Source organism: Pantoea sp. Ap-870, assembly GCF_011752515.1.
GTDB classification, from domain to species: domain Bacteria; phylum Pseudomonadota; class Gammaproteobacteria; order Enterobacterales; family Enterobacteriaceae; genus Pantoea; species Pantoea dispersa.
The window spans coordinates 539035-558604 of the sequence record NZ_VWXG01000001.1 but is presented as its reverse complement, the minus strand read 5'-3'; the positions used below and the strand labels follow the sequence as shown (position 1 = coordinate 558604).

The window sequence follows — 19570 nt, the reverse complement described above, 5'->3', positions numbered from 1 at the left end:
TGCATTAACCGTAGTCGCCGCTCCGTCAGTTCGACAGGAGAAAAAGCCGAAAGCTCCCAATGATATGGGGATCGGACCACAGATAAACAACGGGCCAGTTTACACTGGCCCGGCATAACACTGCGGAGAAAAGTCTTACATTTCGTGAGGTGGCGGTGACAGCACTTCACGGTTACCGTTATGGCCCGGCTCCGAGACAATGCCCTGCGCCTCCATCTGTTCGATAATCCGCGCCGCACGGTTGTAGCCGATACGGAACTGGCGCTGCACGCCGGAGATCGACGCGCGGCGTTTCTCCACCACGAACGCCACCGCCTGGTCAAACAGCGGATCCAGCTCTTCATCGCCGTCCAGTCCGCCAGCACCGCTTTCACTCTCTTCACCGGCGGTAATGCTGTCGATGTACTGCGGTCGCCCACGCGCTTTCCAGTCCTGCACGACTGCATGCACTTCCTGGTCACGCACAAAGGCGCCGTGAACACGTACCGGCATGGACGAGTTAGGTGGCATGTAGAGCATGTCACCCATACCCAGCAGGGATTCCGCACCGCCCTGATCGAGAATGGTACGCGAGTCAATTTTACTGGACACGGTAAAGGCGATGCGCGTCGGAATGTTGGCTTTAATCAGGCCGGTAATCACATCCACCGATGGACGCTGGGTAGCCAGCACCAGGTGAATACCTGCCGCACGGGCTTTCTGTGCCAGGCGGGCAATCAGCTCTTCGACCTTTTTGCCCACCGCCATCATCAGGTCAGCGAACTCATCAACCAGCACCACAATGTACGGCAGTTTTTCCAGCACCGGCGGCGTGGTGTCCATGCTGTCGCCCGGTTTCCAGAACGGATCCGGAATTGGCCGGCCCATTGCGGCCGCCTGCTCGATCTTCTCGTTATAGCCGGCCAGATTACGCACGCCCAGCGCAGACATCAGCTTATAGCGGCGCTCCATTTCGACCACACTCCAGCGCAGCGCGTTAGCCGCGTCTTTCATGTCGGTGACCACTTCCGTCAGCAGATGGGGAATGCCCTCATACACTGACAGCTCGAGCATTTTCGGGTCGATCATGATAAAGCGCACTTCTTCCGGCGTGGCTTTATACAGCATGCTGATGATCATGGTGTTGACGCCAACCGACTTACCTGAACCGGTGGTACCGGCCACCAGCAGGTGCGGCATCTTCGCCAGATCGGCCACCACGGGTTGACCAGAAATATCTTTACCCAGCACCACCGACAGCGGCGAAGGGTTATCGCGGAACTTATCGCAGTCCAGCACCTCACGCAGGTAGACGGTCTGACGATGTTTATTGGGGAGCTCCAGGCCGACATAAGGCTTGCCCGGAATCACCTCAACCACACGCACCGCAACGGCAGAGAGCGAACGTGCCAGGTCGCGCGACAGGTTAGAAATACGTGCCGCCTTGACGCCCGGTGCCAGATCCAGTTCAAAGCGGGTGATTACCGGCCCCGGAGAGATGCCCACCACTTCGGCTTTTACGCGGTAATCCGCCAGACGCGCTTCAACCAGACGCGCGGTCTGTTCCAGTGCGAACATATCCACCGGCTCCTCTTCGGCCGGCGGCGACGTCAGCAGATCCAGCGTCGGCAGCGGCGTGGAAGGTTTCTCCAGCGGCTGTTCGTGACGCACCAGGAAGGGGTGGAACAGGCTGTCCTGCGCAGGGGCGACAGGCTTCGGCGTTTCAGCCGGCGCGGCGTAAACCTCGTCGTCTGGCGTTGACCACGGGCTGGTTTCCTCACTCAGCGATGCGGGTACCGCCGGCTCAGGTGCCGCTGGCTGCTGCCACTGGGCCGGAACGTCCGGCTCTGGCGTGGCGGCAATGGTAAACAGCGGTTCGCTCGGCGTGTCATCAACCAGATCTTTCATCGGAGAGAAATCAAACGCGGCTGAGGTATCCAGATTAAATACCGGCGCGCTCTCCTGCTCAGGCTGGCTGTAACGCTGTTGCTGCTGCTGAGCAAACTGCTGCGCCAGCTGGGCCTGCTGCAGCGCCTCTTCATCTTCTTCCTCTGCCGGCTGCTGCTGCCAGCTGTCGCCGTACCGCTGCTGCTGCTGCGAATGGAACGCTTCGCGCAACTGGGCTTCCTGCAGCGCAGCATTATCATCATCGTGCGGCTGTGGCACTTGCCAGCTGGCGCTGATTTCCGGCTGCTGCTGGTCGGCCTCTTCACGTGCCTTCTCTTCTGCCATGCGTTGCGATGGCAGTTTGATACCGTATGAGGCCAGCTCACGCCGGGTTGGCAGCTTAACCTTGTTAGGACGCGGCAGTTCCGGACCAATACCCTGTTTCACCTGCGGATTGTAATCGCGCTCCGGCACCACATCAAAGGCTGGCGTGTAAGCCGCAGAGCGGGCAGCAGCGGCGGCCGTCGCTGAACCGAGTGCGGCAGCGGCTGCCGTATTCAGCGGTGTGGCGGCCTGATCGGCACTCTGCCAGTTACCCATGCGCGGGCCATCGTCTTCTTCAGCGAGCGAGAAGGCGTCGGCGGCCGGTGAAGCAGGCACTTCGAAGCGGTATAACGGAGGAGCCGCTGTCGCGGGCTCTGCTGGCGGAATAGCTGGCGCCGCAGGCGCGCTGGCAACAGATATCGATGCCGGAGCAGCCGCAGCCAGCTGTGACGGCGCAGGTTGTGGAGCTACGTTTACCGCCGGTGCGGATGGCTCAGGTGCAGCGACGGACGGCACCTGACGTGCGGCGTCACTGGTGGCGGCCAGCGCAGCCGCGGTAGCCGCACTGGCTTTCGCCAGCAGGGGATCGTCGCTGGCGACTTCAGCCACAGGTTCCGCTACCTGTCGGGGCTTAGCCAGCAGTACGTCATCTTCGTCGTCCTGAGCCGGCGCAGCGCGCAGTGGCGGAACCGCGTCGTCGGGGTGCGCCTCGTCGTAGTCGTCTTCTTCCTGCCAGGGTTCATCATGGCGCGAGCGGTTGCTGGCAAAGGTCAGCACGCCCATCACCACGCTGCCGATCTTCTCGGCAATCGCCAGCCAGGACCAGCCGGTATAAAGCGTGATACCCGCCGCCCAGACGCACAGCAGCGTCAGCGTGCCACCGGCACCGCTGAACCACGGCGCCATCGCATTGCTCACCAGGCTGCCAATTACGCCGCCAGAGGCAAAATACCAGATATCGTCCACGTTCAGCGCAGCCAGTCCGCAGGTAGTCACTACCAGCGCCAGCACGCCAATCAGCCGCAGGCCCACCGCAAAATAGTCGATGTAATCCTGACGATCGCGCTGACGGAAGGTAATCCAGCACAGACCAATAATCACTGGCGGAATGGCGTAGGCCATCACACCAAAAATAAACAGCAGGGTATCGGCCAGCCATGCGCCCACGCTGCCGCCCAGATTGTGGATCGGCTCGTGCCAGGCGGTTTGTGACCAGCTGGGATCGGAGGGATTAAAGCTAACCAGCGACACCATCAGATAGATGGCAAACAAGGCCACCAGGATGAGCAACGCTTCCAGCAGCCGACGTCCGCTGCTCAGTGGTTGTAATGAAACGTCTTTATCTTCTGTATATTCCTGGCTCAAGAGAACTCTCCAGGTGCCTGTAAATTAAGAAGGCAACAGCGCCAGGCTTGCCTGACGCTGGTCCTGTATGAATTCACAGGAGTGTACCGAAATCCTGCAAGCTTTGCACCTGCCCTGCGTTACCGGGTCTTAATCACCAGACGATTGCTCTGTTTGACCTCTTCCATCACCACATAGGTACGGGTGTCGTTGACGCCCGGCAGGCGCAGCAAGGTCTCACCCAGCAGTTTACGGTAGGCGGACATATCCGGCACGCGGGTTTTCAACAGGTAGTCAAAGTCACCGGAAACGAGGTGACATTCTTGAGTTTCCTCAAGTTTTTGTACGGCGGCGTTAAATTGTTCAAACACATCCGGCGCGCCGCGATTCAGAGTAATCTCAACGAATACCAGCAGTGAAGCATCGAGATAGTGCGGGTTCAGCTGCGCGGTGTAGCCCAGAATGAAACCCTGACGTTCCAGGCGACGTACGCGTTCAAGACAAGGTGTTGGCGAGAGGCCGACACGTTTTGAAAGCTCAACGTTGGAAATACGACCGTCTTTCTGCAGTTCATTCAGAATATTTCTGTCGATCCGATCCAGATCTTTTCCGGGGCGTTTCTTGTTGTCTACCATTATTATTGTCTCTCTTAATTCCTTCCCTTTACCTGCCAAACCCTGAAAACGTTCAATGTTCAGGGCCTTACTGAAGTGAAGTCTTTAAGCCTGTGCAGTAACGCGACCATCCGTATGACGCATGCTGTCTGTCCACATCATGCGTCATTACCAATGTCAGGCTGAGTTTATTTGGCGAAATTGCGCAAAACAGAGCTGAAATTCTGTTTCGAACCGCTAAATTTTCTCTGCTTCTGACAATGTTTTCGCAAAAGCGCAGGCGATTGTCAAAGTAAAACATCCAAATTCAGTACAAGATGCCAGACAGCGTACTGGGTTGCTGTTTTTAAATGAGAATTTTTATACAGCTGCACCACAAATTGCCGAGCAATGCCCCCTTTTGGCGCAGCGCGCGTGCAGAATTGCCATTCATCGTCTACGCCGCTTGCAGTGATTGTTAACAAAATTGCTGAAACCTTTTTTTGCGACAGTAATTTCCCTACAATCGAAAACTATGTTGTCAGACACACACTGAGGAACGCATGAGTACGGCCAAACACAGTAAGCTGCTCATTCTGGGCTCCGGCCCTGCCGGTTACACCGCAGCGGTTTATGCCGCCCGCGCTAACCTGAACCCGGTATTGATTACCGGACTGGAAAAAGGCGGCCAGCTCACCACCACGACTGAAGTCGAAAACTGGCCGGGCGACCCGCACGATCTGACCGGCCCTGCGCTGATGGAACGCATGCAGGAGCATGCTGAGAAGTTCAACACCGAAATCATCTTTGACCATATTCACACGGTTGATTTGCAGAACCGTCCGTTCCGCCTGACCGGCGACAGCGGCGAATACACGGCGGATGCGCTGATCATCGCGACCGGTGCCTCAGCGCGCTACCTTGGCCTGCCGTCAGAAGAGGCATTCAAAGGCAAAGGGGTATCGGCCTGCGCCACCTGTGATGGTTTCTTCTATCGCAACCAAAAAGTCGCGGTTATTGGCGGCGGTAACACGGCCGTTGAAGAGGCGCTCTATCTGGCGAACATCGCTTCTGAAGTGCACCTGATTCACCGTCGTGACAGCTTCCGCGCTGAGAAAATCCTGATTGACCGCCTGATGGAGAAAGTGCGTAACGGCAACATCGTGCTGCACACTGACCGCGCGCTGGACGAGGTGGTAGGCGATCAGATGGGCGTCACCGGGTTGAAACTTTCGTCAACCAAAGGTGAAGCTCCGCTCTCACTGGAAGTGGCGGGCCTGTTTGTCGCCATCGGTCATAGTCCGAACACGGCGATTTTCGATGGCCAGCTGGATCTGGAAAACGGCTATATCAAAGTGCAGTCCGGCCTGCAGGGCAATGCGACGCAGACCAGCGTGCCGGGCGTGTTCGCTGCCGGTGACGTAATGGACCACATCTATCGTCAGGCCATTACCTCTGCCGGTACCGGCTGTATGGCCGCGCTGGATGCGGAACGTTATCTGGATGGTCTGGTTAAAAACGATAAGTAAGTTGTTAATTATCTGATCATAATTGCACTGAGGCGGCCACTTTTGGTCGCCTTTTTTATCGCCTGCGTGCTACAGTTCTGCCACCCGTCTGTCCGGCATTTAGCGTCGGATTTTGCCTCTCGTCACGGTGATCAAACGGCTTCGCATGAACAAATCACGGCAACACGAACTGCTGCGCTGGTTACGCCAGCAACGTCATCATGGCGCACGCAGCCTGCGACTGGCCTCGCTGGCAGGTTTTGCTGCGGCGTTAATTCTCATCGCCCAGGCCTGGCTACTGGCCTCCCTGCTGCAAAAACTGCTGGTGGAACAGCAACCCCGCGCTGAACTGGTGAGTGATTTCCTGTTACTACTGCTGTGCTTCGCACTGCGCGCCGCGCTGCACTATGGTCGTGAGATGGCCGGTTTCAGGGCTGGCGTGGCGATTCGCCGTGCACTGCGGCAACAGGTGCTGGACCGGCTGAACGCGCTCGGTCCGGCCTGGATTCAGGGCAAACCGGCCGGGAGCTGGGCAACGCTGCTGCTGGAACAGATTGAAGAGATGCAGGAGTATTACGCGCGCTATCTGCCGCAGATGTCGCTGGCGGTGTTTGTGCCCTGCGCCATCCTGATCGCCGTTTTCCCTATAAACTGGGCTGCCGGACTGATTCTGCTGGCGACCGCGCCGCTGATTCCGCTGTTTATGGCGCTGGTCGGCATGGGTGCGGCCGATGCCAACCGGCGTAATTTTCTTGCGCTGGCGCGTCTGAGCGGCGATTTCTATGACCGTCTGCGCGGACGCGAAACGCTGCGCCTGTTTCACCGCGCGGACGCTGAGCAGCAGGCGATTGCCGCCACTACGCAGGATTTTCGTCAGCGCACCATGGAAGTGCTGCGCCTCGCCTTTCTCTCCTCTGCGGTGCTGGAGTTTTTCGCCTCGCTGGCGATTGCCGTGGTCGCGGTCTATTTCGGCTTCTCGTACCTGGGTGAACTCAATTTTGGCCACTACGGCACCGGCGTGACGCTGTTTGCCGGTTTCCTCGCGCTGATTCTTGCCCCCGAATTTTTCCAGCCGCTGCGCGATCTTGGCACCTTTTACCATGCCAAAGCGCAGGCGGTGGGCGGCGCAGACGCGCTGGATACCTTCCTGCGCGAAACGCCCCAGCGCGCGCCGCAGGCGGCCACGCAGACGCTGGGTGCTGACGCGCCACTCTCCCTACGGGCGCAGGATCTGGTGATCATGACCGCCACCGGCGAGGCGCTGTCACAGCCGCTGAATTTCAGCCTTACTCCCGGTCAGCGCGTGGCGCTGGTCGGGCAAAGCGGCGCCGGAAAAAGTGCGCTGATGAATGTCCTGCTCGGTTTTCTGCCCTACCAGGGTTCACTGTGCATTAACGGCCAGGAACTGCGCGACATCAGCCGCAGCAGCTGGCAGCAGCAGCTGGCCTGGGTAGGACAAAATCCGCAGCTGCCGGCGGCGACGCTGCGTGACAATCTCCAGCTCACTGACACGCCGGTGGACGAGGCCACGCTGACCGCCGTGCTGCAGCGCGCTGGCGTCAGCGAATTTTTGTCGCGTCTGCCGCAGGGGCTGGATACGCCAGTTGGCGATGGCGGCATCGGCCTGTCCGTTGGGCAGGCACAGCGCATCGCCGTTGCGCGGGCGCTGCTGAAACCGGCCCGCCTGCTGCTGCTGGACGAACCGGGATCCGGGCTCGACAGCCAGAGTGAGCAGCACGTGATGGGCGCGCTACAGCAGGCCGCACAGCAGCAAACTACGTTAATGATTACCCATCAGCTGCACGCCCTCGACCAATGGGATGAGGTGTGGGTGATGCAGGCCGGACAACTGGTGCAGCAGGGCCACTGGCAACAGCTGATCGCTGAAGCCGGCCCGCTGCGCGAGCTGGCGCAGCATCGTCAGAAGGAGATTGCCTGATGCGCACGTTACTGCCTTTCCTGCGCCTGTATCGCCGCCATCCGTGGCGTTTAGGTCTTGGCGTGGTGCTGGCGATTGTCACGCTGCTCGCCAGCATCGGCTTGCTGACGCTGTCCGGCTGGTTTCTTGCTGCCTCTTCGCTGGCTGGCGTCGCCGGCTTGTACAGCTTCAATTACATGCTGCCCGCAGCCGGCGTGCGTGGCGCGGCAATCACCCGCACCGCCGCGCGCTATTTTGAACGGCTGGTGAGCCACGACGCCACTTTCCGCGTGCTGCAACATCTGCGCGTCTTTACCTTCAGCCAGCTGATGGCGCTGGCACCGGCGCAGCTGGCGCGCTTTCGCAACGGTGAACTGCTGAACCGCTTTGTCAGCGATGTCGATACCCTCGACCATCTCTATTTACGCGTTATTTCTCCACTGCTGGGTGCGGCGGTGGTGATTGTGGTGGTGACCTGTGGGCTGGCGCTACTCGATATGCGACTGGCGCTGCTGCTCGGGGCGATTATGTTGCTGACGCTGCTGCTGATGCCGCCGCTATTCTGGCGGCTCGGCGCGCGCACCGGCGCGCATATTGCCCGTTACCAGGCTCGCTGGCGCCTGCAACTGACGCACTGGCTCAGCGGACTGGCCGAGCTGCAGATTTACGGCGCGGCGACGCTGTGGCGACAGCGGCTGGATCAGGAAGAACGTGCGTGGCAACAGGCGCAGCAGCAACAACACCGGCTGCAGGCGCTGGCGCAGAGCCTGCTTACGTTGATCGCCGGCAGTACCGTTACGCTGCTGCTGTGGCTGGCCGCCAGCGGCGTCGGCGCCAATAGCACGCCGGGTGCACTGATTGCCCTGTTTGTGTTTTGCGCGCTGGCCGCGTTTGAAGCGCTGGCACCGGTAGCCGGCGCATTTCTGCCGCTGGCGCAGGTGACGCACGCGGCGCAGCGCGTACAGGAGATCATCGATCAACCGCCAGCCATTCACTTCCCGACACAACCGGTTGCGACGCAGCGCGGCCTCAGCCTGACGCTGGAACAGATCGATTTCAGCTATCCGCAGCGGCCAGAAGCGGTGCTGCACAATTTCTCCCTGACGTTAGCAGCCGGTGAACATCTGGCGCTGCTGGGCCCGACCGGCTGCGGAAAATCCAGCCTGCTGGCGCTGATCACGCGCGGCTGGGAAGCGCAGCGCGGCACGATTCGCCTGAACGGGATTGATCTGGCGGCGTGGGACGAAGCCAGCCTGCGTCAGCGCATCAGCGTTGTCACACAGCGCGTCCATCTGTTCAGCCAGACGCTGCGCGCTAATCTGCTGCTGGCAGCACCACAGGCCAGCGATGCACAGTTGATTGACGTATTGCAGCGGGTTGGGCTGGCGCATCTGACGCAGCACAGCGAAGGGCTGAATGCGTGGATGGGTGAAGGTGGCCGACCGCTGTCTGGCGGTGAACTGCGCCGGCTGGCGATTGCCCGTGCGCTGCTGCACGATGGCGATCTGTGGCTGCTGGATGAGCCGACCGAAGGTCTGGATGCCGCGACCGAGCAGCAGATTCTCACGTTGCTACAGCAGGTTAGCCTGGGAAAAACGCTGATCATGGTGACGCATCGCCTGAGCGGACTGGAAAAAATGGATCGCATCTGTGTGCTTGACGGTGGGCAGATTATCGAATCCGGCAGCCATGACGAATTAATCTCAAAAGCGGGACGCTACTGGCGTTTCCAGCAGCGCTTTGCGCTATAGTCTATGCGTTTAGCCTGAGGGTGACCGACGCCATGAGACTGGTACAACTTTCCCGGGATTCGCTCAATTTCCCGCCGCCGGAGATGGCGCTGCGTGAGCCAAACGGCCTGCTGGCCATGGGTGGCGATCTCTCCCCTGCCCGCCTGATGAATGCCTATCAGCGCGGTATTTTTCCGTGGTTTTCGCCCGGCGATCCGATTTTATGGTGGTCGCCAGATCCACGCGCGGTCCTGCTGCCGGAGTCGTTTCATCTCAGCCGCAGCATGGCGCGCTTCCATCGCCGTTCGCCCTATCGCGTCACCATGAATCACGCCTTTGCTCAGGTGGTGGAAGGTTGCGCCAGCGGGCGTCAGGAAGGCACCTGGATCACCTTTGAAGTGAAACGCGCCTGGCTGCGCCTGTATGAGCTGGGCCATGCGCACTCAATCGAAGTCTGGCAGGATCAACGCCTGGTTGGCGGCATGTATGGCCTGGCGCTCGGACAGATTTTTTGCGGCGAGTCGATGTTCAGCCGGGCGGAAAACGCCTCCAAAACCGCGCTGTGGGTTTTCTCACAGCACTTTATTGCGCATCAGGGACGGCTGATCGATTGTCAGGTGCTGAATCCGCATACCGCCTCGCTGGGCGCAGTTGAAATTCCGCGCGTCGATTATCTGCAATACGTGCAAACGCTGGCCTGGCAACCGGTGCAGACCGGCTGCTGGCAAACACAAACCCTTTTTTGACTGTCCCCGCAGATGTTTTGCACACAATTCCCGACAAAAGTGATACAATAAGCGAGTTTGGTATGTCGTCCGCGCTTCGCTGTGGCGAGCCGGAATTGCCAGGCTGGGAATCTCACCCTGTTCCCGAAGCTGTTTCAGTTGCGCACCCGATGCCGATTGCTGCAGATTCTTAGCCCGCTAATCCCCCGCAGACGTCAAAAACACCCGAATTTATCCGTAATGCACGCGCAGCGGCGCGACGCACGGCGAAGCGTTGGCAAAAACAGCCAACGTTTCTTTACATAAATCATGGAATTCGGCATTATCTTGCCGGTTCAACAGTTTGGTAGTTCACCCAGAGGATTCGATGGCCAAAGAAGACAATATTGAAATGCAAGGTACCGTACTGGATACGTTACCTAACACCATGTTCCGCGTAGAGCTTGAAAACGGGCACGTGGTTACCGCTCATATCTCCGGTAAAATGCGTAAAAACTACATCCGCATCCTGACGGGCGACAAAGTGACTGTCGAGTTGACCCCGTACGACCTGAGCAAAGGCCGCATTGTCTTCCGTAGTCGCTAAGTTGTTGCACTCGCCTCGCGTTTGCTGATGTAAACTAAGCGCGAAAAAAAAGGCCGGATTTTAATCCGGCCTTTTTCTTATCTGCGCACCCGCTTAATGCACGGTGCCCTCGGTTTTGCGTTTTTCCGCGCTCATGAAGTGATAGGTGAGCTGGTTTTTCTCTTTATCCAGTCCAACCGATACCGATCCGCCATCTACCAGTGAGCCAAACAGCAGCTCGTTAGCCAGCGGTTTCTTCAGGTTTTCCTGCACGGTACGCGCCATCGGACGGGCGCCCATCGCTTTGTCGTAACCTTTTTCGGCCAGCCAGTCGCGCGCATCATCGCTGACTTCCAGCGACACACCTTTCGCATCCAGCTGTGCCTGCAGCTCAACAATAAATTTATCCACCACCTGATGGATCACCTGAGTATCGAGGTGACGGAACCAGATAATGTTGTCGAGACGGTTACGGAACTCCGGCGTAAAGATCTTTTTGATCTCTTCCATCGCGTCGGTGCTGTTGTCCTGCTGAATCAGGCCGATGGATTTACGCTCGGTCTCGCGCACCCCGGCGTTGGTGGTCATCACCAGCACCACGTTGCGGAAGTCCGCTTTGCGGCCGTTGTTATCGGTCAGCATCCCGTTGTCCATCACCTGCAGCAGCAGGTTGAAGACATCCGGATGGGCTTTCTCGATCTCATCCAGCAGCACCACCGCGTGCGGATGCTTGATGACGGCATCGGTCAGCAGACCGCCCTGATCAAAGCCGACGTAGCCCGGAGGCGCACCAATCAAACGACTGACGGTGTGACGCTCCATATACTCGGACATATCAAAGCGCAGCAGTTCAATGCCCAGCGCCTTCGCCAGCTGCACGGTGACCTCGGTTTTACCGACCCCGGTCGGACCCGCAAACAGGAACGACCCGACTGGCTTACGCTCCTGCCCCAGACCCGCGCGGCTCATCTTGATGGCTTCAGTCAGCGCTTCAATCGCGTTGTCCTGACCAAACACCAGCATTTTCAGACGGTCGCCGAGATTTTTCAGCGTATCGCGATCGGTGGCCGAAACGCTCTGCTCCGGAATACGCGCGATGCGCGCTACCACGGATTCGATGTCCGACACGTTGACGGTTTTCTTGCGCTTGCTGACCGGCACCAGACGCGCACGCGCGCCGGCTTCATCGATCACGTCAATCGCCTTGTCCGGCAGATGACGATCATTGATGTACTTCACCGCCAGCTCAACCGCCGCACGTACCGCTTTGGCGGTGTAGCGCACATCGTGATGCGCTTCGTACTTCGGCTTCAGCCCGTTAAGAATTTGTACCGTCTCTTCAACCGATGGCTCAGTAATATCAATTTTCTGGAAACGGCGCGCCAGCGCACGATCCTTCTCAAAGATATTGCTGAACTCCTGATAGGTCGTGGAACCCATCACGCGGATTTTACCGCTGGAAAGCAGCGGCTTGATCAGGTTCGCCGCATCCACCTGGCCGCCCGATGCCGCACCGGCACCGATAATGGTGTGGATCTCGTCGATGAACAGAATGCTGTTGTTATCCTGTTCCAGCTGTTTCAGCAGCGCTTTAAAACGTTTTTCAAAATCACCGCGATATTTGGTACCGGCCAGCAGCGAACCGATATCCAGCGAGTAGATGGTGCACTCTTTCATCACTTCCGGCACGTCACCCTGCACAATGCGCCAGGCGAGCCCTTCCGCAATCGCAGTTTTACCGACGCCCGATTCGCCCACCAGCAGCGGGTTATTCTTGCGACGACGGCACAGCACCTGAATGGCCCGTTCCAGCTCTTTATCGCGGCCGATCAGCGGGTCAATTCCGCCGACGCGAGCAAGCTGATTAAGATTGGTGGTGAAGTTTTCCATACGTTCCTCCCCGCCTGCTTGCTCTTCGTTAACCGGATTTTCCGCGCTGTTCTGCGGCTGGCCCGGTTCGTCTTTACGCGTACCATGGGAGATGAAGTTCACCACATCAAGGCGGCTCACTTCGTGTTTGCGCAGCAGGTAAGCCGCTTGCGACTCCTGCTCGCTGAAAATGGCGACCAGCACGTTCGCACCGGAAACTTCACTGCGACCGGATGACTGGACATGGAAGACCGCACGCTGCAGCACACGCTGGAAGCTGAGCGTCGGCTGAGTGTCGCGCTCCTCTTCGCTGGCAGGCAGCACCGGCGTGGTTTGTTCGATGAAGGCTTCGAGTTCCTGACGCAGAGCCGCAATATCCACCGTACAGGCTTCCAGTGCCTCTCTGGCCGACGGGTTGCTGAGCAGCGCCAGCAACAGATGTTCGACGGTCATAAACTCGTGACGGTGCTCGCGCGCTCTGGCGAAAGCCATGTTTAAACTGAGTTCCAGTTCTTGATTGAGCATTTGGCACCTCCCCCAATTATCGCTCTGACGGACTGAATCCTATATGGAGACAGCTTCAGGCTTTTTCCAGCGTACACAGCAACGGATGTTGATTTTCCCGCGCGTAATTGTTCACCTGGGCGACTTTGGTCTCCGCCACTTCTGCAGTGAATACACCACAGATTGCCTTTCCATGGTAGTGAACTTTCAGCATCAGTTGCGTTGCACGTTCAACATCATAAGAAAAGAACTTTTGCAGAACGTCAATAACAAATTCCATAGGTGTATAATCGTCATTATTCAGAATGACTTTATACATTGAAGGCGGCTTTAACCCTTCGCGTACTTTGTCTTCGGCCAGATGTTCAAAGTTAAGCCAGTCGTTTGTGTTTGCCATAATGTTCCGTTGAAATTCTGCGTTACGGTAGCGCACATTTCTGTGCTCTCACCTCAAGTTTAACACGCCTGTCAAGCCGCTTTTCCTGTGGCAAAAATCGGTCCTGAAAGCGCATGCGCGACCTGTATCACAAAATTTGCAATAGCGTTAACTGCCTCAAATTTTGATGAATTTCTCCCCGTGCGCCAGGGCCGTTTGCTTGACGATAAGGTCCGTTTCTCTACATTCTACTTACACAAGCTGATTGAGTTTTAAACAAACTCGACTCACAGCTTCAATGACCTCACCTACTTATCAAAATGTCTTGCGAGGGAAGTAAAAGCATGGAGACGGGTACTGTTAAATGGTTCAACAACGCCAAAGGCTTCGGCTTTATCTGTCCGATTGGCGGCGGCGACGATATCTTCGCACACTACTCCACGATTCAGATGGAGGGATACAGAACGCTGAAAGCGGGCCAGCACGTTCAGTTCGATGTCCATGAAGGCCCGAAAGGCAACCATGCCAGTCTGATTGTGCCCTGTGAAGCATCGTCACTCTCCTGACGGGCGCGCGTCTGCTCTCATTCTGACCACTCCCGAAAAAAAATGCCAGCCGCAGACGCTGGCATTTTTCTTTGGCGTCCCGCGTCAGTTTTACTCTGCCCGACCGCGCGCCAGCCACATCACGCGGCCAAACAGCTGATCGAGCAACGGCGGAATCGCCTGCGGCCCGCGTTCGGCCGCTGCCATCGCCACCGCAATCGCCAGTTCCGGCTTCGAGCTGTGATGAATGGCTTTGGTAATAATACGCCGCGCGTTCATCGGCACGTTTAACGGCAGGTGCGCCATCTGATGATAGACATCACTAAAGCCCTGCTTATAAAGGAAGTGTTCGATGTCGGGCGCCGGGAACTGCGTGAGATGGTCGCTCTCCTGCTCATGCGGCTGCAGCTGACTGCGCGCAGTGGCGGCATATTTTTTCCCGGCCTCGTCGCCGTCAGTCAGCACGTGCCAGGCAATGCCCATGCGGCGTGCATATTTCAGCAGCGGCTTAAGCCCGGACTGCGCAAACTCAATCACCTTCACGCCTTCCGCGGCAAAATGGTAGCCGCGCTGCCGCGCCAGCTCATTGATGATCCACACTTCGGTTTCACCCTCTACCAGCAACCAGCAGCGGGCAAACAGCGCCGACGGACGGTTGACGCGGATGTGAAAGCCGATACGGCGCGCCTCTTCGGCACTTAATCCTTCTGGCCCGATACGCCACGCCGCCACGCGATCGGGCTCGCGCACCAGTCGGCAGATTTGCTCCAGCGCCACCTGTGACAGCAGCTCACCGGAGTTAGTGGTGGCGATTTTTTGCAGCGGCATCAGCGCCAGCAGATTCCATGCCACCGACAGCATGATGGGATGCAGCCGTGTTTCCGGATCCTCCACCAGCAGCAAGGGGCGCGCGCCTGTGGGCAGCGCATCGCTGCCGTGCGCCTGCAGCAGGAGCGAGAACATGCGCAGCAGAATCACCTGACGACTGCGCGATTCGGTACCGGCGATCAGCTGATTGAGCTGATCGAGCGAACGCCAGCCCTGACTGCCGTCACGCAGCTCCGGCGCAACCCGCGCGGCGCCCGTGTCCGGTTGCTGGACCAGAAAATAGTGCGCCATCAGCTGCTGCATGGTATGCAATCCCTGGCGCAACAGCTCGTCGCTCAGGGTTTGTGGCCGCGCCACCAGATCGCGCGTCAGGCTATGCATTTCCTGCGCCAGCGCGCTCAGCGTATCAGCGCGCCGCTGCGTGTCATTGTCACTATGGCGCGACCGCCGGCCAAAGCGCGCATCACGCAGGCGCAGCACCGGATAGTACGCGCGCAATTGCGCCAGCGCGGCGTCGGTGCCCGCCAGCGGCAGCACCTCGCCACGCGCGTCAATAAAACGCCAGCGGGTTTTGACTTCGCTGCCCTGGCGCGTCGCCAGCGTACTGAAGCGCAGGTATCGCCCCGCGTCATCCTGCTGCCAGAACGGCGCAAACAGCGCTTCATGCTCATCGCCCTGCGCGCGAAAGCGAAACACCAGCTGCAACTTATGCCGCCGGGCTTCCACCTCACCGGGCGGAAAATGGAAGTCCTGTTCGGTGAACATGTAGGGCTCAGCGGCCGGTGCCAGCAGCAGCGTTAGCGCATCCAGCAAACTGGATTTACCCCACGCGTTTTCCCCAATCAACAGGTTGGTGTCGGTCAGCGGCAGCGACAACCGGTTAATGCCGCGAAAGCCGTGTATATCGATATGTTCCAGAATCATCGCGCAGTCCCTCCGTGCTTTGCCAGAGCATGGTCCGCCGCGCTGCGTTGGTCAAGTCGGCAGCGGGAGAAAAGGTTTACACTTCAGGCATTTTCCATTAGCGTGGCGTCTCGCAAAAAAGGACGTCATTTTTCATGTATACCGGACTGCTTATCATTCTGGTGCCGCTGATGGTGGGCTATTTGCTGCCGTGGCATCAGCCTGCACTGTTGCAGCGCGTTAACCGCCTGCTGAGTTTGCTGATTTACGCCATTCTGTTTTTTATGGGTACCAGCCTCGCCTTTCTCGACAATCTCGGCACCAACTTGCTGATCGTGTTTAAAACCGCGCTGATTGCCGCGGGCGCCATTCTGAGCTGCTCGCTGCTGGCGCTGTGGCTGCTGGATCGCCGCTGGCCGTGGCGGCAGCAGCATCGCCAGCAGAATCTGCCGTCGCGCTGGCACATGGTGCTGGAGTCACTCAAGCTGTGTGTGGCGGTGCTGGCCGGTTTCCTGCTGGGATTAACCCAATGGGCACCACTGCGCCATGCCTCCACCCTGAGCGAAATTGCGCTGGTGGTGCTGCTGTTCCTGGTTGGCGTACAGCTGCGCGGCAGCGGCATGACGCTGCGCCAGATCACCCTGAACCGGCGCGGCATGACGGTAGCGCTGGTATCCCTGTGCGGCTCGCTGGGCGGCGGCGTGCTGGCGGCGTGGCTGCTCGGCGTTTCGCTGTCAACCGGACTGGCGCTGGCCAGCGGCTTCGGCTGGTATTCACTGTCCGGCATTCTGATGACCGAAGCGTACGGCCCGGTGATGGGCAGCGCCGCCTTCTTTAACGATCTGCTGCGCGAGCTGGCTGCGGTGCTGCTGATTCCGGTGCTGGTCAACCGCTACCGCAGTATGGCACTCGGGCTGAGCGGTGCCACGTCGATGGATTTCACCCTGCCGATTCTGCAGCGTGCCGGCGGAATGGAGATTGTGCCTGCGGCCATCGTGCACGGTTTTATCATGAACCTGCTGGCACCGATCCTCATCGCCCTGTTTTCCGCCTGACGCGCAGCGCATTTTTTCACGCCCGCTGCGCTGCGGCTTCGTCTACGCTTTCTCTCTGACACGTTTTTTGCCATCCGACTGGATGGCCAACACCAGAAAGGAGCGAACGATGAAGCAAACAGTGGCGGCCCTGCTGGCCAAAACGCTGGAGAGCGCCGGCGTAAAACGCATCTGGGGCGTAACCGGTGACTCCCTCAACGGACTGAACGACAGCCTCAACCGCATGGGCACCATTGAATGGATGCCAACGCGCCATGAAGAAGTGGCCGCTTTTGCCGCCGGGGCGGAAGCACAAATCAGCGGTGAGCTGGCGGTGTGCGCCGGCTCCTGCGGCCCTGGCAACCTGCATCTGATCAACGGCCTGTTTGACTGCCATCGCAACCATGTTCCGGTGCTGGCGATTGCCGCGCACATTCCTTCCAGCGAAATCGGCAGCGGCTATTTTCAGGAAACCCATCCGCAGGAGTTATTCCGCGAGTGCAGCCATTACTGCGAGCTGGTCTCCAATCCGGAACAGCTGCCGCAGGTGCTCGGCATTGCGATGCGTAAAGCCATCCTCAATCGCGGCGTGTCGGTGATTGTGCTGCCGGGTGACGTGGCGCTGCAGGCGGCGCCGGAGAATGCGCGCAGCGAATGGTATCCGCCGCAGCTGCCGCAGGTGGTGCCGTCGGTCAGTGAACTGACGCGCCTCGCAGAGACGCTCAATGAAGCGAAAAATATCACCCTGATGTGCGGCAGCGGCTGCGCCGGTGCCCATGCGGAAGTAGTAAAGCTGGCCGAAACGCTGAAAGCACCGGTGGTGCACGCCATGCGCGGCAAAGAGCACCTCGAGTACGATAACCCGTACGACGTCGGCATGACCGGGCTGATCGGCTTCTCATCCGGCTATCACGCCATGATGAATGCCGACACGCTGGTGCTGCTCGGCACCCAGTTCCCTTATCGCCCGTTCTACCCGGCGGACGCGCGCATTATTCAGATTGATATCAATCCGGCCAGCCTCGGCGCGCACAGTCACGTTGACATGGCGCTGGTGGGCGACATCAAAGCCACGCTGCAGGCGCTGCAGCCCCAGCTCACCAGCCACAGCGACCGTCATCACCTCGATCGCGCACTGGAGCACTACGCGGATGCGCGCAAAGGGCTGGACGATCTGGCGACCGCCAACGATAAGCAGGCGATTCACCCGCAGTATCTGGCCCAGCAGATCAGCCACTATGCGGCTGATGACGCCATCTTTACCTGTGATGTCGGCACGCCAACGGTGTGGGCGGCGCGCTATCTGAAAATGAACGGCAGGCGCCGTCTGCTCGGCTCGTTTAACCACGGTTCGATGGCCAACGCCATGCCGCAGGCGCTGGGCGCACAGGCCATCGATAAACAGCGTCAGGTGGTCGCGCTGTGCGGCGATGGCGGCTTCAGCATGCTGATGGGCGATTTCATCTCGCTGGCGCAGCTTAAGCTGCCGGTGAAGCTGGTGATCTTCAATAACAGCGTGCTGGGCTTTGTGGCAATGGAGATGAAAGCCGGTGGCTATCTCACCGACGGCACCGATCTGGAGAACCCTGACTTCGCCGCCATCGCCACCGCCTGCGGCATCAAAGGGATCCGCGTGGAAAAAGCCTCGGAACTGGATGGCGCGCTGCAACAGGCGTTCGCCCACGACGGTCCGGTGCTGGTGGACGTGATCACCGCCAAGGAAGAGTTGTCGATGCCACCGCAAATCAAAGCCGAGCAGGCTAAAGGTTTCAGCCTGTATATGCTGCGCGCGATCCTGAATGGCCGCGGTGATGAAATCGTCGAGCTGGCGAAAACCAACTGGCTGCGGTAAAACGAAGAGACTTGCCGGATTAATCATCATGCGGGCGCTTAGCCCGCTTTTTTATGTCAGGAGAGCAACGTGATCGATTTACGCAGTGATACCGTGACCCGCCCGAGTGCCGCGATGCTGGATGCGATGATGGCGGCCGAAACCGGCGATGATGTCTATCGCGATGATCCCACCGTCAATGCGCTGGAGGCTGAAGCGGCGCGCCTGAGCGGTAAAGCGGCTGCGCTGTTCTTCCCTACCGGCACCCAGGCCAACCTGGTGGCGCTGCTGTGCCACTGCCAGCGCGGCGATGAGTACATCGTCGGCCAGCAGGCGCACAACTACAAATATGAGGCTGGCGGTGCCGCGGTGCTCGGCAGTATCCAGCCGCAGCCGATCCTCGCGGCTGCCGACGGCACGCTACCGCTGCATGACGTGGCGGCCGCCATCAAGCCGGACGACATGCATTTTGCCCGCACCCGCCTGCTGAGCCTGGAAAATACCCATCACGGCAAAGTGCTGCCGCTGAGCTACCTTGAACAGGCGTGGCAATTTACCCGCGAGCGTCAGCTGGCGCTGCACATTGACGGCGCGCGCATCTTTAATGCCGTAGTGGCGCAGGGTGTGCAGCTGATCGATATCGCCCGCTACTGCGATAGCCTGACCATCTGCCTGTCGAAAGGTCTGGGCACGCCGGTCGGCTCCCTGCTGTGTGGTGATGAAGCTTATATCGAGCAGGCGCGGCGCTGGCGCAAAATGACCGGCGGCGGCATGCGCCAGGCCGGCATTCTGGCGGCTGCCGGTCTCTACGCGCTGCAGCATAACGTGGCGCGTCTGCAGGAGGATCATGACAACGCCGCGTGGCTCGGCGCACAGCTCAGCGCTATTGGTGTGGAAGTGGTGAGCCAGCACACTAACATGCTGTTCGTGAAAGTGCCGGCGGAGCAGGTCGCACCGCTACAGCGCTGGATGCAGGCGGGCGACGTGCTGCTCAGCGTAGGTCCGCAGACCCGCATCGTCACCCATCTGGATGTCAGCCGCCAGCAATTACAGCAGCTGGTGGCGCGCTGGCAGGCCTTTCTGCAGCCGTAACGCCGCAACGCGCGG

The 19570-nt window shown here is 59.1% G+C and carries 14 protein-coding genes; 9 read left to right on the top strand and 5 right to left on the bottom strand.

Annotation, left to right across the window (positions count from 1 at the left end):
- Positions 1-135: 135 nt before the first annotated feature.
- Together F3J41_RS02715 and lrp are read right to left on the bottom strand one after the other, a co-directional pair.
- Positions 136-3555, bottom strand: a complete 3420-nt coding sequence (locus tag F3J41_RS02715; protein ID WP_166709871.1) for a DNA translocase FtsK 4TM domain-containing protein — start codon at positions 3553-3555, stop codon at positions 136-138.
- Between the two features lie 119 nt (positions 3556-3674).
- Positions 3675-4169, bottom strand: coding sequence for a leucine-responsive transcriptional regulator Lrp (lrp, locus tag F3J41_RS02710; protein ID WP_006118610.1), 495 nt, complete (start codon positions 4167-4169; stop codon positions 3675-3677).
- 521 nt (positions 4170-4690) lie between these two features.
- Here lrp and trxB point away from each other — a divergent pair.
- The 5 genes from trxB to infA all read left to right on the top strand — a co-directional run bounded on the left by trxB (position 4691) and on the right by infA (position 10594).
- Complete coding sequence (gene trxB / locus F3J41_RS02705; RefSeq protein ID WP_058775366.1) at positions 4691-5656, top strand: thioredoxin-disulfide reductase; 966 nt, start codon at positions 4691-4693, stop codon at positions 5654-5656.
- A 145-nt stretch (positions 5657-5801) separates the two neighbouring features.
- On the top strand, positions 5802-7574 hold the full coding sequence (gene cydD / locus F3J41_RS02700; RefSeq protein ID WP_166709869.1) for a cysteine/glutathione ABC transporter permease/ATP-binding protein CydD: 1773 nt from the start codon (positions 5802-5804) through the stop codon (positions 7572-7574).
- The gene (cydC, locus tag F3J41_RS02695) at positions 7574-9304 is read left to right on the top strand and encodes a cysteine/glutathione ABC transporter ATP-binding protein/permease CydC (RefSeq protein ID WP_166709867.1); all 1731 of its coding nucleotides are present in this window, start codon (positions 7574-7576) and stop codon (positions 9302-9304) included. Before cydD ends, cydC begins: the two co-directional genes overlap by 1 nt.
- Before the next feature lie 32 nt (positions 9305-9336).
- Positions 9337-10029 (top strand): leucyl/phenylalanyl-tRNA--protein transferase, encoded by a 693-nt coding sequence (aat, locus tag F3J41_RS02690; protein ID WP_058769537.1) that lies wholly within the window; start codon positions 9337-9339, stop codon positions 10027-10029.
- A gap of 346 nt (positions 10030-10375) precedes the next feature.
- On the top strand, positions 10376-10594 hold the full coding sequence (infA, locus tag F3J41_RS02685) for a translation initiation factor IF-1 (RefSeq protein ID WP_002211347.1): 219 nt from the start codon (positions 10376-10378) through the stop codon (positions 10592-10594).
- A gap of 93 nt (positions 10595-10687) precedes the next feature.
- Here the strand turns inward: infA and clpA are convergent, their stop codons facing one another.
- Positions 10688-12967, bottom strand: coding sequence for an ATP-dependent Clp protease ATP-binding subunit ClpA (gene clpA / locus F3J41_RS02680; RefSeq protein WP_021508362.1), 2280 nt, complete (start codon positions 12965-12967; stop codon positions 10688-10690).
- 55 nt (positions 12968-13022) lie between these two features.
- Positions 13023-13343 carry an ATP-dependent Clp protease adapter ClpS gene (gene clpS / locus F3J41_RS02675; protein ID WP_021508363.1) on the bottom strand — a complete coding sequence of 107 codons (321 nt, stop codon included), beginning with the start codon at positions 13341-13343 and terminating at the stop codon, positions 13023-13025.
- Positions 13344-13666: 323 nt separating this feature from the next.
- Here clpS and cspD point away from each other — a divergent pair, with 323 nt between their 5' ends.
- Positions 13667-13888, top strand: coding sequence for a cold shock-like protein CspD (gene cspD, locus F3J41_RS02670; RefSeq protein ID WP_058757774.1), 222 nt, complete (start codon positions 13667-13669; stop codon positions 13886-13888).
- 90 nt (positions 13889-13978) lie between these two features.
- Here cspD and F3J41_RS02665 read toward each other — a convergent pair whose 3' ends face one another.
- Positions 13979-15619, bottom strand: coding sequence for an ATP-dependent endonuclease (locus tag F3J41_RS02665; protein ID WP_166709865.1), 1641 nt, complete (start codon positions 15617-15619; stop codon positions 13979-13981).
- A gap of 134 nt (positions 15620-15753) precedes the next feature.
- Between F3J41_RS02665 and F3J41_RS02660 the strand changes: the two genes are divergently transcribed.
- The 3 genes from F3J41_RS02660 (at position 15754) to ltaE (ending at position 19555) form a co-directional block, all read left to right on the top strand.
- Complete coding sequence (locus tag F3J41_RS02660) at positions 15754-16653, top strand: lysine exporter LysO family protein (protein WP_058780819.1); 900 nt, start codon at positions 15754-15756, stop codon at positions 16651-16653.
- Positions 16654-16762: 109 nt separating this feature from the next.
- The gene (gene poxB / locus F3J41_RS02655) at positions 16763-18484 is read left to right on the top strand and encodes a ubiquinone-dependent pyruvate dehydrogenase (protein ID WP_166709863.1); all 1722 of its coding nucleotides are present in this window, start codon (positions 16763-16765) and stop codon (positions 18482-18484) included.
- A 69-nt stretch (positions 18485-18553) separates the two neighbouring features.
- Positions 18554-19555, top strand: a complete 1002-nt coding sequence (gene ltaE, locus F3J41_RS02650) for a low-specificity L-threonine aldolase (RefSeq protein ID WP_021508367.1) — start codon at positions 18554-18556, stop codon at positions 19553-19555.
- Positions 19556-19570 lie beyond the last annotated feature (15 nt).

Excerpts from the sequence above, each read along its gene's own strand:
- aat (WP_058769537.1), top strand. The coding sequence starts at position 9,337 with ATGAGACTGGTACAACTTTCCCGGGATTCGCTCAATTTCCCGCCGCCG.
- trxB (WP_058775366.1), top strand. The coding sequence starts at position 4,691 with ATGAGTACGGCCAAACACAGTAAGCTGCTCATTCTGGGCTCCGGCCCT.
- F3J41_RS02660 (WP_058780819.1), top strand. The coding sequence starts at position 15,754 with ATGTATACCGGACTGCTTATCATTCTGGTGCCGCTGATGGTGGGCTAT.
- F3J41_RS02665 (WP_166709865.1), bottom strand. The coding sequence starts at position 15,619 with ATGATTCTGGAACATATCGATATACACGGCTTTCGCGGCATTAACCGG.
- clpA (WP_021508362.1), bottom strand. The coding sequence starts at position 12,967 with ATGCTCAATCAAGAACTGGAACTCAGTTTAAACATGGCTTTCGCCAGA.
- cydD (WP_166709869.1), top strand. The coding sequence starts at position 5,802 with ATGAACAAATCACGGCAACACGAACTGCTGCGCTGGTTACGCCAGCAA.
- infA (WP_002211347.1), top strand. The coding sequence starts at position 10,376 with ATGGCCAAAGAAGACAATATTGAAATGCAAGGTACCGTACTGGATACG.
- poxB (WP_166709863.1), top strand. The coding sequence starts at position 16,763 with ATGAAGCAAACAGTGGCGGCCCTGCTGGCCAAAACGCTGGAGAGCGCC.
- lrp (WP_006118610.1), bottom strand. The coding sequence starts at position 4,169 with ATGGTAGACAACAAGAAACGCCCCGGAAAAGATCTGGATCGGATCGAC.
- cspD (WP_058757774.1), top strand. The coding sequence starts at position 13,667 with ATGGAGACGGGTACTGTTAAATGGTTCAACAACGCCAAAGGCTTCGGC.
- clpS (WP_021508363.1), bottom strand. The coding sequence starts at position 13,343 with ATGGCAAACACAAACGACTGGCTTAACTTTGAACATCTGGCCGAAGAC.
- cydC (WP_166709867.1), top strand. The coding sequence starts at position 7,574 with ATGCGCACGTTACTGCCTTTCCTGCGCCTGTATCGCCGCCATCCGTGG.